This window comes from Pedobacter ginsengiterrae (assembly GCF_039537385.1).
GTDB lineage: Bacteria > Bacteroidota > Bacteroidia > Sphingobacteriales > Sphingobacteriaceae > Pedobacter > Pedobacter ginsengiterrae.
The window spans coordinates 44571-58764 of the sequence record NZ_BAABAK010000003.1 but is presented as its reverse complement, the minus strand read 5'-3'; the positions used below and the strand labels follow the sequence as shown (position 1 = coordinate 58764).

General features: G+C 35.0%; 14 protein-coding genes. 7 read left to right on the top strand and 7 right to left on the bottom strand.

The annotated features are described in order from the left end of the window. Positions 1–7: 7 nt before the first annotated feature. The 3 genes from ABD692_RS02420 to ABD692_RS02410 all read left to right on the top strand — a co-directional run bounded on the left by ABD692_RS02420 (position 8) and on the right by ABD692_RS02410 (position 3985). On the top strand, positions 8–2029 hold the full coding sequence (locus tag ABD692_RS02420) for a thioredoxin domain-containing protein (protein ID WP_344764642.1): 2022 nt from the start codon (positions 8–10) through the stop codon (positions 2027–2029). 703 nt (positions 2030–2732) lie between these two features. Next, entirely contained in the window at positions 2733–3239 is a 507-nt protein-coding gene (locus ABD692_RS02415; RefSeq protein ID WP_316759108.1) for an FKBP-type peptidyl-prolyl cis-trans isomerase, read from the top strand. Positions 3240–3406: 167 nt separating this feature from the next. Beyond that, positions 3407–3985, top strand: coding sequence for a peroxiredoxin family protein (locus tag ABD692_RS02410; protein ID WP_344764639.1), 579 nt, complete (start codon positions 3407–3409; stop codon positions 3983–3985). On the opposite strand, the gene ABD692_RS02405 is transcribed toward ABD692_RS02410, so the two are convergent. From ABD692_RS02405 to ABD692_RS02385, 5 genes are all read right to left on the bottom strand, one after another. Beyond that, a complete protein-coding gene (locus ABD692_RS02405; RefSeq protein WP_344764637.1) occupies positions 3982–5283 on the bottom strand; it encodes a hypothetical protein in 1302 nt (433 codons plus the stop codon). The two genes, ABD692_RS02410 and ABD692_RS02405, sit on opposite strands and share 4 nt — an antisense overlap. After that, positions 5276–5788, bottom strand: a complete 513-nt coding sequence (locus tag ABD692_RS02400) for an RNA polymerase sigma factor (RefSeq protein WP_344764635.1) — start codon at positions 5786–5788, stop codon at positions 5276–5278. Before ABD692_RS02400 ends, ABD692_RS02405 begins: the two co-directional genes overlap by 8 nt. Positions 5789–5994: 206 nt before the next feature. Continuing rightward, positions 5995–6723: a DUF4397 domain-containing protein gene (locus tag ABD692_RS02395; protein WP_344764633.1), complete on the bottom strand. Its 729-nt coding sequence runs from the start codon at positions 6721–6723 to the stop codon at positions 5995–5997. A 139-nt stretch (positions 6724–6862) separates the two neighbouring features. Beyond that, positions 6863–7519 (bottom strand): hypothetical protein, encoded by a 657-nt coding sequence (locus ABD692_RS02390; protein ID WP_344764631.1) that lies wholly within the window; start codon positions 7517–7519, stop codon positions 6863–6865. A gap of 79 nt (positions 7520–7598) precedes the next feature. Next, the gene (locus ABD692_RS02385) at positions 7599–9221 is read right to left on the bottom strand and encodes an ABC-F family ATP-binding cassette domain-containing protein (protein WP_316759095.1); all 1623 of its coding nucleotides are present in this window, start codon (positions 9219–9221) and stop codon (positions 7599–7601) included. Between the two features lie 471 nt (positions 9222–9692). Between ABD692_RS02385 and ABD692_RS02380 the strand changes: the two genes are divergently transcribed. The 4 genes from ABD692_RS02380 (at position 9693) to ABD692_RS02365 (ending at position 12051) form a co-directional block, all read left to right on the top strand. Beyond that, complete coding sequence (locus ABD692_RS02380) at positions 9693–10271, top strand: hypothetical protein (RefSeq protein WP_344764628.1); 579 nt, start codon at positions 9693–9695, stop codon at positions 10269–10271. A gap of 267 nt (positions 10272–10538) precedes the next feature. Continuing rightward, entirely contained in the window at positions 10539–11111 is a 573-nt protein-coding gene (locus ABD692_RS02375; RefSeq protein ID WP_316759091.1) for a nitroreductase family protein, read from the top strand. A gap of 95 nt (positions 11112–11206) precedes the next feature. Then, the gene (locus tag ABD692_RS02370) at positions 11207–11551 is read left to right on the top strand and encodes a DUF1801 domain-containing protein (RefSeq protein ID WP_344764626.1); all 345 of its coding nucleotides are present in this window, start codon (positions 11207–11209) and stop codon (positions 11549–11551) included. Positions 11552–11598: 47 nt separating this feature from the next. After that, positions 11599–12051: a 3-oxoacyl-ACP synthase gene (locus ABD692_RS02365; protein ID WP_344764623.1), complete on the top strand. Its 453-nt coding sequence runs from the start codon at positions 11599–11601 to the stop codon at positions 12049–12051. Between the two features lie 36 nt (positions 12052–12087). Here ABD692_RS02365 and ABD692_RS02360 read toward each other — a convergent pair whose 3' ends face one another. Next, on the bottom strand, positions 12088–13248 hold the full coding sequence (locus ABD692_RS02360) for an RsiV family protein (RefSeq protein ID WP_344764621.1): 1161 nt from the start codon (positions 13246–13248) through the stop codon (positions 12088–12090). A gap of 44 nt (positions 13249–13292) precedes the next feature. Continuing rightward, positions 13293–14183 carry a polysaccharide deacetylase family protein gene (locus ABD692_RS02355; RefSeq protein WP_344764619.1) on the bottom strand — a complete coding sequence of 297 codons (891 nt, stop codon included), beginning with the start codon at positions 14181–14183 and terminating at the stop codon, positions 13293–13295. Positions 14184–14194 lie beyond the last annotated feature (11 nt).

Sequence of the window (14194 nt, the reverse complement as noted above, 5' to 3'; positions counted from 1 at the left end):
AAAAGCCATGTCAAACACTAATTCTGAGCCCAATAACCTAATTAACGCTTCATCTCCTTATCTGTTGCAACATGCTTACAATCCTGTGCAATGGCACGAGTGGGGCACTGAGGCATTAGAAAAAGCTAAAGCAGAAAATAAATTGATTTTGGTAAGTATTGGTTATTCGGCCTGCCATTGGTGCCACGTTATGGAACGCGAAAGTTTCGAAAATCATGAGGTTGCCGAAGTGATGAACCGACATTTTATCTGTATAAAAGTGGATCGGGAGGAGCGACCTGATATTGATCAGATTTATATGTATGCTATTCAGTTAATGACTGGAAGTGGTGGCTGGCCATTAAATTGCATTTGTTTACCCGATCAGCGACCGATTTATGGCGGTACATACTTTAAAAAAGACGACTGGATTAATATTTTAGAAAATGTTGCAGGTTTGTGGGCAAACGAACCAGATAAGGCTACTCAATATGCAGAGCGTTTAACTTCAGGTATCCGCGATAGCGAAAAAATAATTCCATCGGTTAGCCTGGAAACTTGTACTAATGAACATTTAACAGAAATTATCGAGCCCTGGAAGCGACATTTCGATATTGGATATGGAGGCTATAACCGTGCTCCGAAATTTCCTTTGCCAAATAACTGGGTTTTCTTGCTTCGTTATGGTTTTTTGAGTGATGATGAATCTGTTTTCACAGCCGTTTGCCATACGCTTGAGGAAATGAGTCGCGGCGGAATTTACGACCAGATTGGTGGTGGTTTTGCCCGTTATTCTGTTGATGATCAATGGCATGTTCCGCATTTCGAAAAGATGCTCTATGACAATGCCCAATTGATTAGCCTATATATCGAGGCTTACCAATGCACAAAATTCGATTCTTTTAAACAAACTGCAGTAGAAACGATAGACTGGGTATTTAATGAAATGACATCGAATGATGGCTTGTTTTATTCGGCGCTTGATGCAGACAGTGAAGGTGTAGAAGGTAAATTTTATATTTGGGATCAGGAAGAATTTAATGCGATTTTAGGGGAGGATGCAGCATTGATTGGCGCCTACTTCAATATTACCGAAGATGGAAACTGGGAAGAGGAGCAGACTAATATTTTACGTAAAACAATTAGTGATGATGTTTTAGTAGAAAAATACAATCTTGATGCTGAAACGCTTTTAGATAAAGTAAAACAAGCAAAAGTAAAATTGCTGGAGATAAGAAGTAAACGCATTAGACCTGGACTGGATGATAAATGTTTAACCGCCTGGAATGGATTGATGATTAAGGCCTTGGCCGATGCTGGCCAAATTTTGAGTCATGATTTATATTACAAAAAAGCAGCAGCGGCGGCCAGTTTTATGCTGTTAAACTTAAAATCTAAAAATGGAGGCTTATATCGTAATTTTAAAAATGGCAAGGCTTCAATTACTGCATTTTTAGATGATTACGCCTTCTTTATCGAAGCCTTAATTGCACTTTATGAATATGATTTTGATGAAAAATGGTTAATGGAGGCGAAATCACTATCAGATTATGTTTTAACCAATTTTACAGATACCGATTCACCGATGTTCTTTTATACTTCGGCCGAAAGTGAAGATTTAATTGCCCGAAAGCACGAAGTAATGGATAATGTAATTCCAGCGGCAAATTCTACAATGGCTTTAAATTTGAAAAAACTGGGTTTGCTTTTTGATTTAGAAAGTTATAGAGCAAAATCGTCAGAAATGCTTGCTGCGGTATATCCAATGATAAAAAGTTATGGCTCTGCCTATTCGAACTGGGCCATTCTATTGCTTAACGAAGTTTATGGAATTAATGAGATCGCTATAACAGGATTAGAAATCGATGTAATTAAGTTGGAGTTGAATAATCACTACATTCCAAATAAAATTATATTAGGTGGCACAGAGAGTAGTTTGCCCTTGTTAAAGGGTAAACAAAGTAATGAAACCAAGGTTTATGTTTGCCGAAATAAGGTATGTCAGCTTCCAGTTAAAACAGTTGAGGAAGCATTGGAGCATATGCAATAGAGGAGTTATTGAAGATGATTTAAATCATTTTTTTGGATAAAACGCTTTCTATTTGATTAAAGTCAAATTCTATGGATTATTTAAAACAAATGGGCTTAATGGAAGTTAAAAATTCGGACATCTGGCATTAACTGATGTCTAGTTTAGATTAAACCTCAAACATCTACCGAAAAAAATTAAGAGCAGCTACATTAAATTTGTAGCTGCTTTTTGTTTAAACAAACCAAATAGGAGTACTTTTTTGTAAAACCTTTATCTGTAAAGGGTGTTAATAGTATATTAAATTTAAGTAATAGAAGTATGGATGTACTTCGTAAATTAGTTTGTTTCAAGGTGCAGGGTTGTGATAAGCTTTGCACCTTCTTTTTTTTAGCACGAAGTGATTTTAGTGTTTAACGATCAGCGAGTGCTTCGTTTGTTCGGCTTAAACCTAGCTTCTTTAAGACAAAAGAAAATTTAGACCCCTTTCCCAAACAACCCTTAGATATAATACCAAAGTGATTGATCATGAAATTTTATCATAGTTTTGTTCTTTTCTGAACAAAAGGCGCATCTTTTTTGTTAGGTAAATAATTAACTTATCTTTGCCACGCAATATTTAAAAGGCTTAATCAGTTTAATAAACATTTGCCAAAATAATTATGCCAGTTGCGGGTTATAACTGTTGAGGAAGCATTAAAGTATTTACAAAAAATTAATTTAAATGAATATTTCACCAAACTCTGTAGTATCGTTAACTTACGAATTACATACTACTAACGAAGAAGGACAACAAGTTTTTGTTGAAAAAGCTGATGAGCAAAATCCTTTAGTATTTTTATATGGCGTTGGCATGATGTTGCCTAAATTTGAAGAACATTTAACTGGTTTAAAAACTGGTGATGAATATGGCTTTGAATTATCGGCTGTTGATGGTTATGGAGAAATTGATCCAGGTGCTTTTGCAGACCTTCCAAAATCTATGTTTACTGATGCAGGCGGTGAAGTTCCAGCTGTGGGAGATGTTATTCCTTTACAAGATAACAACGGTAACCAATTCAGAGCTGGCGTAACTGCTGTACACGATGAAACAGTTGCTGTAGATTTAAATCACCCAATGGCTGGTAAAAACTTAGTGTTTGCTGGTACCATTTTAAGTGTTCGCGAAGCTACACAAGACGAATTGGCTCATGGTCACGCTCACGGTGCCGATGGTCATTCAGGTCACTAATTTACAATTCGAATCGATCAGTTTCAGCTGATTACATATATCATAAAAAGCCCTGAATTTATTCGGGGCTTTTATTTTTGCTGATTTTTTTTAATATTTAACTGTAAGGTAATGGAGTTATGAACGACTAAAAGTTTAAACTACATTTATAAATTAAATTAATCAAAATGAAAACCTTAATCCTTTCGCTTTTTGCGTTACTTTTTTCTTACAGTTTACAGGCACAAACTGGTTTAAAAGTTGGCGATAAAGCGCCCGAATTTATTGCCAAAAATAGTGAAGGCAAAGAAATTAACCTGAAAGAGTTGTTGAAGACGAACAAAAGTGTTGTACTATTCTTCTATCGTGGTCAATGGTGCCCTTATTGCAATAAACACATTAAAGATTTGCAAGATTCGTTAACGAGCTTAAGTGCAAAAGGTGCTTATGTACTTGGTGTAACTCCAGAAAGTGATGAATCTATTACTAAAACAAAAGACAAAACGAAAGCGTCTTTTTCTCTTATATCTGATAAAGGATATAAAATTATGAAAGCTTATAAGGTTGATTTTGTGATGGAGGAGGGCCTTGTTTCAAAATACAAAGGCTATGGCATTGATGTTGCTAAAAATAACGGCGCACTCGATGCAGTTTTACCAGTTCCTGCAACGTACATAATTGGTAAAAATGGTCGGATTAAATTTGTACAATTTGATAAAGATTATAAAAAAAGGGCATCAGTAAAAGAATTGGCTGCTATACTTTAAAAATCGAGCTTTAATCTTAAACCGCCATTGGTAAGGTTTAAGTTATCCTTTGAAAAGTTTTTCATTGGTACTCTTAAAAAAGGCTCAACCGCTATATTTTTCTTTGGTGATATTTTCTGTTTATATCCCAAAGAAAAATTATAGAAACCTAAATACTTGTCTGGGGCTGCAACTGATTCTTTTTGTGCTTCTGAAACTCTTCCAGTTACCACTAACATTTTCTGTTCTGAGAAGCCCATCGAATTTACAACGGTTGTATTTTGTGTCTGGCTTACGATGTAATTGTTTTCTTGTCTGTTATTTAAAATGGCCAGTGCCGAAACGCCAATTCCCGTATAAATTTTATCGCTAATATTGTATTTCAGTTCTAACGGAATGTTTATTCCTCGAACTCTAGCATCAACAGATTCTAAGCTTTTGCTGTCTGTAGATAAAGATTGAGATGATGCAGGCGAATTCATTGCTCCCGAATAAACATTTGATAAATCATTTTTACCACTTAAAGCCGTGTAGGCAATGCCAGAACTAATCGATAATTTTTTAGCCAAGCTATAAGATAGCGAAAAGCCATAGTTCATATTTACCTTATTATCATTTCCCATTGCAGGGGCTACAAAAACTCCAGGTTCCCATTTATCAGCACTTTTATCTTTCTCTGTTTTTGCAAATTTGTTATTATGGCTATCGGCTGCAAGTATTTGTTCGAATGTAATTTTAGCCGACGATGGTTTTTTCTTCTCTGGTACAAATTCGATATTCTTGCCCGATAAATTTTGGGCTATTCTTTCTGATTTGATTGTGTTTAATAGTGTAGGCTGATTTTTCAAATCAATTAAAACAACAGCCGAAGACGTATTTTCGACTTGAGCATAAGGCAAATTAGATGCGTTAATCTCAGTCAAGTTCGTTTTTTCTATTGGAGAAACTGATGCAAGTTGATTTGAACCATAATTATTTGGAACAATCGCTTTTTCGTGAGTTAAAAGATTTGATTTTGATACTTTGTTTTCAGTATTTACTGGTTTCGGTTTGTTTTCCTGTATTGTTGCTTTCGAATTTTCAGTAGCTTTTATGGGTTTATTTACAACTATTTTGGTTTGATTTTGCTCCTCGTTTCTAAAGAAAAATAAACCGCCAGCAATTAAAATAATGGCAGCAGCAGACCATAGAGGCCAGTAAATAAAGCCTCTTTTTTTCTTTTCTTCTTGCACAGCAAAGCGCTCCCACGCTCCAGGCGTGTAAGCCTCTTCATGTGCATGAAGATTATCCTTAATCTGGTCAATTAATTCTTTATCCATTTTTCTCATACGAATTAACCATTGTTTTTAAATACAGCGTTCGAAGCTTGTTTTTTGCTCTTGTTAAGTAAACTCTGCTCGAACTCTCGGGTATATTCATCATCTTCGATATCTCATCGTGCGCAAAGCCTTCAATTTCATAAAGGTTAAATACTAGCCGGTGTGTTTCTGGCAAATCATTTAATAGTTTTAAAATATCCTGAACGTGCAAATCAGAGGTTACTGAAACGTTGCTTACAGGATGTTCAGCTTCCGATAAATCATCAACATAGGATTGGTTCTTTAATGTGCGAAGTTTATCTATTGCCGTTCGAGATGCAATTCTGGCTATCCAACCCTTAAATGTTTTTTGTAATTCGACTGAATTACTTGGCGGTTGGAAACTTTCTATATTCTTGAAAATCTTTATAAAACAGTCATTTACAAGCTCTTCGCCGTCGTAACTGTTGTTTACATACCTTAAAATAATACCCATTAAATAGCCGTAAAATGATTTATACATCATTTCCTTGCAGCTGTTATCGTTCTTTTTGCAGCCTTTTATTATTTCCTCAATAGTGAGTATTTTTTTGATCAACCTGTAAGAACTTAATTAAGAGTAGCTTTTATGTAACATTGCCTGTATGGCATTCTGGTTTCCAAATTAATGAAAATAACACCATCCTTTTTTTAGAATTAGGATGATGTTAATTTTCGTTTCATATGTAGGTGTTATTTATTAGTCATTATGCCTATAGATAGTTTTGTACTATCGGTTGCCGCTTTCAGGCCTTTTGCCCAAATGGTATAAATTTTTCCTTTTTCTATTTTAACATTAGATATAGTTGCAACAGTAGCCGCAGAACCTGTTTCTTTCAATGCAAAATTATAGCTAATTGATGGATTGATAGAAGCAAAAGCACTAAAATCTTTAAATGCTTTATTAGTTGTTAACAGGTAAGGAGCGGTAAGCGCTGCAGGGTCGGTATTACTCACTTCTAAATCGAAAGGAGTAGAAGCTGGGCTCAAATTAATGAAACGAATTTTAGCTTTATCCGTTTCGGGTGCTTTCAAATCATCTTCTACCAATAAAATTTTCGGAGCTGGTAAAACATCAATAACAAAAGCCGAGTAAAATAAACCAGAGCGTAACGTTAAGCTCGAGGTAGCAAGGTACCTTGTAGAATCTTTTTTAACGACACCAAATAATCTTGTTCCAGGGTATGCACCAAAGTAACCTAAATCGTTGGTATAAGTAAAATCTTTACTGTTAACCTTCTGGTTATCTACAACCAAATCCAAAGCGCCAGTTCCTGGTGATGCGTGTACAAAGCCAATGCCTGCAACGGTAACGGAGTTAGAATCGCCCCAATCTTTTTTACAGGCAGATATAAATATAGTTAAAGCAAGTAGAGAGAATATAATCTTAATTGTACCGAATTTTTTCAGAGTAGTTTTCATTTTAATGTTTTAAATCAATTTTTAATAAAATTGGTTAATGGCCATTAACACTTTTTCTAATAAAACGAGAGGCGTTAGAGAAACGCTACAGTAGAGCTATTTTTTTTAATAAATTATTCGATTCGCTTGTTAAGGATACTTAATGGCCGATTCTTACTCTAACTTTTAAAATCATTTGACTGTCTACAGCATTTCCATTTGCTATTGCAGGAGAAAATTCGAAATCCTTATATCCATGAGTCTGGTCAACCAATTCATAACTTTTGCTAATGTTATTTGATTTATAGTTTACCTCCTGTTTGGTTATTTTTCCAAATTTACTGATACTTATTACAAAGGTTACCTGATATTCACCTTTTATCTGCTTTAGCTCATCAGGTACTTTTGCAGTTGAAGCCAGGTACCAATACAAATTATTCATAATACCAATTTTTATTGGATAGCTTACTTTGTCGCCTTGATTTAATGAGTCTATATTATAAGCCAATGTGGTATCAGGAACATTATATTCTATTTTTTTTGATTTGTAATCGTAAACTTGCGAAATGCTGTCTCTATTAAAAAAGCGCCATCTACCAACTCTTTCATTGTCTTTGTATAAGCCAGTAGCAACAAGCTTCTTGTGAAGAAAAACTTCGGCCGAACCGTTTTTTACATGCGGCTTTGATTTTAATTCGGTGCTTTCTTCTATTAAATTATAGCCAATTGCGGTTTTTCGAATACGTGTAGAATCGCTCTTTTGAGCAAAAACCGAAAAGCAAATTAAAGATAAAAGGAGTGAGGCGAGCGTTTTCATAAAATGGATTAGTCTTATAAAGAAAAAGAGTTTTGATATCATATCAAAACTCTTTTCAATTAAATTTTTATTAAATCTTTTACGAATACATTTCCTCGCGAAGTTTTGCAACATCGGGACTGTTGATGTACTCATCATAAGTCATTAACTTATCAATTGTACCTTTTGGTGTAATTTCGATAATGCGATTTGCAACGGTTTCTGTTAACTGGTGATCTCGTGAAGTAAACAAAACGGTACCTTTAAAATCTTTCATCCCGTTGTTTAACGCTTCGATAGATTCCAAATCCAGGTGATTGGTTGGCTCATCAAACATTAATAAGTTTGCTTGTTGTAACATCATTCTCGAGAACATACAACGCATTTTCTCCCCACCTGAAAGCACTTTTACATTCTTCAAAACTTCTTCACCAGAAAATAACATACGGCCTAAAAAGCTGCGTACAAATTGCTCATCAGCATCCGTTCCCGAATATTCGCGTAACCAATCAACCAGGTTTTCATCTTTTCCAGCAAAATATTCAGAGTTATCATTCGGTATATCAGCTGTGCTGATGGTAACGCCCCATTTAAATTCGCCTTTATCAGCAGGTGTTCTACCTGTTAAAACATCGTAAAATGCTGCAGTAGCCAAACTGTTTTGAGATAAGATTGCAATTTTATCGCCTTTATTTACCATGAAAGTAACTTTGTCGAATAAAACGCCATCATTGCCAGATTTTCCCAAAGCATCAACCTGTAAAATTTGATCGCCTGCTTCGCGACCCGTATTATTGAATATAATTGCAGGATATTTACGGCTCGATGCCTTTATCTCGGTAATATCAATTTTATCTAAAGCCTTTTTACGCGAAGTTGCCTGCTTTGATTTCGATGCATTTGCACTAAACCTGCGGATAAACTCCTGTAACTCCTTCACTTTGTCTTCCATTTTCTTGTTCTGGTCGCTACGTTGTTTTAACGCCAGCTGACTAGACTCATACCAGAAAGTATAGTTACCTGTATAAGTACTCATTTTTGCGAAATCGATATCCACAATATGTGTACAAACAGCATCTAAAAAGTGCCTGTCGTGAGAAACCACCAATACAATGTTTTGGTAATCCGCCAGGAAATTTTCTAACCATGCAATCGTTTCGATGTCCAAATCGTTGGTTGGCTCATCCAGTAACAAAATATCAGGATTACCAAATAACGCTTGCGCCAGTAACACACGTACTTTTTGCGTATTATCTAGCTCTTTTAATAATTTAGTATGGTTATCTTCTGTTATGCCTAAGTTGCTCAACATGGTTGCAGCATTGCTCTCCATGTTCCAGCCATCCATTTCAGCGAAAATATTTTCCAATTCTCCAGCACGTTCGCCATCTTTTTCGGTAAAATCTTCCTTCATATAAATGGCATCTTTCTCTTTCATGATGGCATAAAGCTCTTTATGACCAATCATTACGGTTTCTAATACCGAAAACTCATCAAATTCGTAGTGGTTTTGTTTTAAAACCGCCATTCTTTCTCCTGGAGTAAAAGCTACGCTACCCGATGTCTGACTTACTTCGCCCGATAAAATTTTCAGGAAAGTAGATTTACCTGCCCCGTTAGCGCCAATTACACCATAGCAGTTGCCTTGGTTAAACTTGATGTTAACGTCTTCAAATAATGTGCGTTTGCCGTATCGTAAAGATAAATTAGAAACTGAAATCATACTGTAAATAAATAAGCCGCAAAGATACGGAAAAAGGTTGAGGGTAAAAAGGTTGAAGAATTATAATTTGAAAACGATTGCGCAGCATTTCATAGATTCTGTAGTCCCGCTTTCACTTCAATCTTTTATAAATAACGTCTGTCATGCCGAGGTACGAAGCACCTGTTTTATAGGTTAGAGATGCTTCGTGCCTCAGCATGACAGCCTATTGAAGGTTGCTACTATTTATAAAAGTATTCAGTTCAATCAGGTTTATTTAACAAAAGATTGTGCCTTTTAATACGCTTGTTTTCTTCTTTGCTAACTCCATTCCGTTCTTCAGTCTTCTCGACTGTAATGCGGCGGATGGAGAGATCTTTTAAATTAATATACATTGTTCAAAGATTTCTTGGCTCCGCTCGAAATGACGGCTTGTTGGTGCTATTGCTTAGCTATTTCATTGCGGTCTGCTTCAGCAGGCAGTTATTTCAATTGATTTTTTTATTTTTATGGTTCATGCAATTTTTAATAAATATCATACAAAAACCTATTGGCAAAATAGAAGTTGAAAAATTGGCATCTAATGTATCAGATCAAACTTTTTCTGCAAAAAATTTAATTGATTTGAGTTTTCATCATGATGAGCAAATTGGATTTAGAGCTGCATGGATTTTAGAACGGGTTTATTCCAATCATCAAGTTAACTTCCTGCCGTTTGCTGATTATTTTTTAGATAAACTTCCTCAACAAAATAATCCTTCTGCTTTACGCCATTTTGTTAAAATTCTGGCTTTTATGACAAATAAAAAAGCTTCAAGAGAAGTAAAAGATATTTTGCAAGATTACGATACTAAAGGTTTTGTTGAAGCAGTTTTTGCCTGGTTAATTGATGAAAATATTCCTGTTGCGGTAAAATCACACTGTTTAAATATTCTGGCTAATTTAATTTCAAAACACCAGTGGATTAAAGAAGAACTAATTGATACTATGGAATTTTTAGTTGACAAGGAAAGCATTGGGTTTTTTGCAAAGGTTAAACAAATTAGGAAGCAGCTGAAAAGTATCAAGTAGTAAGTATCAAATTGTAAGTATCGAGTATCAAGAGATTAAAGCGGCAAATGTTTTAGTTTTAACAATTTTGCTATTGGCTTTCAGCCTTAATCTTTTCGCTTTCAGCTTTTATCTTTTGGCTTTCAGCTTTTATCTTTTCGCTTTCAGCTTTAGTCTTTTTGCTGTTTATAGCTTATCAAGACATTAAAAAGTCAAATATTTTAGTTTTTAACAATTTTGCTTTTGGCTTTCAGCTTTAATCTTTTTGCTTTTAACTATTTTTACCAGATGAGTAATTACGAAATCATATCACAAGTTATAAAAGAACGCCGCAGTATTTTTCCTGCCAGTTATATAAAAAAAGAAATACCTGTTGAAGTTATTAATCAAATTTTAGAAACGGCCAATTTTGCACCAACACATAAGTTAACCCAACCCTGGCGTTTTACTGTAATTAGAAAAGCAGGTTTGGCAAAATTGGGAGCGGAGCTTGGAAAACTTTATAAGGAATTGGTGTCTCCTCAAAATTTTCTTCAAAAAAAGTACGATAGCTTTGCAGAGAAAACCAGTCAGGCTGATTGTATTATTGCCATCAATATGGCGGTTAGCGGAAAAATTCCCGAATGGGAAGAACTGGCTGCGGTATCTTGTGCAGTTCAGAATATGGCTTTAACTGCCGAAAGTTTAAAAGTTGGTGCTTATTGGAGTTCGCCACCATTAATACACGATTTAGGCAGTTTCTTGGGCTTGAAAGAGAATGAAAAATGTATTGGCTTATTCTATATGGGCTACCATAACGAAAAACCATGGGCACCAAACCGTACATCGATTGAAGAAAAAGTGAGTTGGATTGAGGAGTAGGTTTTTGGGTTTATTAGTTCATTGGTTCATCAGTTCGCTGGCTGGGAAAATGCACAAACAATTTAGCAATAAAACAAACCATCAATCCTTAAAATATGCTTAATCCATTAGATCATTATTTCGAACAGAAAGATGAACCAATAAAGAGCTGCCTTCAATATTTAAGGTTGCTTTTAACTGGTTATGATAACGTAACTGAACATTGGAAATATGGAATGCCGTTTTATTACCATAAAGGAAAAATGTTCTGTTATCTTTGGATTCATAAAAAAATCCATCAGCCTTACATTGGTTTGGTAGATGGAAATAAAATTGACCACGAAGATTTGTTGCAAGAGAAAAGGGCCCGAATGAAAATTTTACTAATCAATCATTTCGAAGATATTCCAGCGGAAAAGATAAAATCTATTCTGGAAAAAGCTTTTGCACTTCGCAGTTAATCCATTAACATCTTAAATCGCCCGTTTTACATTATCTATTACAAATTATGTCTGCCTTAAAAACTCAACTCTATCAGCTTTGCTTAACTTTTATTCAAAATAGAATAGAAAATATCGAATATTCTATGCAACAGGCTCGGCAGGCATCGAATGATGATACTAAAAGCAGTGCAGGCGACAAGTACGAAACTACCCGAGAGATGATGCAGCAGGAAATGGACAGAAATAGTAAACTTTTGTACGAGGCGGGGCAACAAAGAATCGCCCTGCAACAACTGGAAAACGTTGATGTTGCAAAAGAAGTTAAGAACGGAAGCTTAGTTTTAACTACTGAAGGAAATTTCTACATCAGTATTAGTGCTGGAGAATTAAATCTTGATGGGCAAAAGTTTTTTGCAGTATCTCAGGCTGCACCGATTGGCAAGCTTTTTATTGGAAAAAAGCTTGCTGATGAATTAAGTTTTAACGGCAAAACGTATTTAATAAAAGAGATTCTTTAAGATCGTTATGTTGGCGTGTGCGGATAAAAAATTAAGCTATTTGAGTTTCATTCGTTGAACAAAATCTGGCGTTAAATAGCTTTTAATATCAGCAAAGGGAATAAAAACTACGATTTGTCCTTGCGCATAACTGGCAACCTCGTAAGGATTGTACATAAAAGCTATTCCATTTGAGTTGAAGTAAAAATTGTTATTTGGTTTTAAAAAGTTATCAAATAACACGGTGCTTAATTGCTCGTTAGGCTTTATGTTATAATTTTTTCTTAAACCTTTTTCCAAAATTTTCTGCAAAGTATTGCTATCTATTTTAACAATATCGCTTAAAACAAGCTGTTTTTTGTTCTTTACATCGAGGCAGTACATTGTACTGCTGTAATTTCCGTGCGCACCACCTGTGTAAGCATCGGCAAGAAAATCTATAACCACATAGCCATTATCGTTATAATCGATAGATTGCTGACTATTGTTGGTGTAATTCATCCATTGCATAAATCCTCTATCGGGGCCAGTTTTTTTCTGCTCCTTAATTTGTTGTTCGTAATCAGAGAAATAAGCCTGGGCAATTTTTTTAAAGCCCGTTTCCCGATCTTCAGCACTTAATTTAATACCCGAGATTCGCTTTAATTGATTATCAAGCCATTTACCCGAATCGTCATTTTGTTTTGGCTTAAGGTACTCAAAACTGATTTCAGCCACTGGAGATTTGGCATCGCCTGCAATGGCTTTTACCGAATCCTGATACATTCCAGCAGTAAACTCATAACTGCCTTCAGGATATTTTTCCTGTAATGCTACAGCAAACTTTTTGGTTTCGTTAAACCAATTTCCGTCGAAACCATTGCCGTTCCATTTTAAAGCAATTTTTGATTGCTTGGCATCTTTATCAAAATAATAATCATAAAAACTATTTTCGAAAAGAACAATGCTATCCTTTCCAATTAATGTATCGGTCGATAAATTTAACCAAGATGCATCATAATAGTAAACGCCGCTGTAATCATCATCGGCATTTTGCAAATGCATAACCACAGGTTTACCAGCAATTGTGCCTTCCAGTCTTTTATAAAATGTGCTTGTTAAAACGGTACTCGCATTTTTTGTTGATTCAGCGGTTTCTGCATTTTTATCCGTTTTCGGGTTGTTGCAGGCGGTAAATATAATTAAGGCTAAAAAGCTGGAATAAATTAAGTTTTTCATAGTATGTGGGCAATGCTAATTGTGTTTCCTTAATTAATCTACACTTACGATTTGGCTTTTGTTTTATTAAAACTTTTATTAATGCTGAAATAAAGGTTTTTTGCAGTGTATCTGCCTGGATCGATTATTCTTCTAATGGTAAGCAGAGGGAAATTTTCATCACTTGCCGTGGATAAGATAAATGCTGCTTTAAAGCCATACTCTTTTAATTTATGGAGATTGGCAGCCTTGTAAACACCGTATGGATAAGCAAAATATTCTACTTTTTTTTCTGTTATTTCTTCCAGTTTTTTAGTTGGTTCATCTATCTGGGTTTTCCAATCTTCCTCGTTAAACTGAGCGAAGTTTTTGTGGTCATAAGTATGACTTGCAATAGTATTGCCTTCATCAGATAATTGTTTAATTTGCTCTTTCGTCATATAGTTAATCCGACCCTTTCTCCCGATAGATACTGTCATGATGAAATAAACGCCTTTATATCCATATTTTTTTAAAGTGGCATTCCCAACGGTAAACTGATCCATGTCCGTATCATCGAATGTGATCATGATTGGTTTTTCAGGTAATTTTGCACCATAGACCAAATAATTATATAGCTGATCGGGTAGAATGGTATGGTAACCACTATCGGCAAGCATTTTTATATGTTCTCTAAACTTATCTGGCGCAATTATGTCATCGTGCGCTCTTTTGCTATCACTGGAAATATTATTTCTTATTTGATGATAACATAAAACAGGAACCTCCCTACGGGCTAAAATGGTTTTAGCATCAGCTGGTTTTTGCTTGGTGGTGTCTGCTTCACTTTTTTCTAAAGCACTGGCTTGTTCAATTGATTTTTCTTTAGCCTGATTATTTGAGCATGAAGTAAAAATTAATCCCGAAAAAATAAAAGATAAAAGGGAATAAGTGATTGATTTTAGATTTGTGTTCAATTTATTTGATA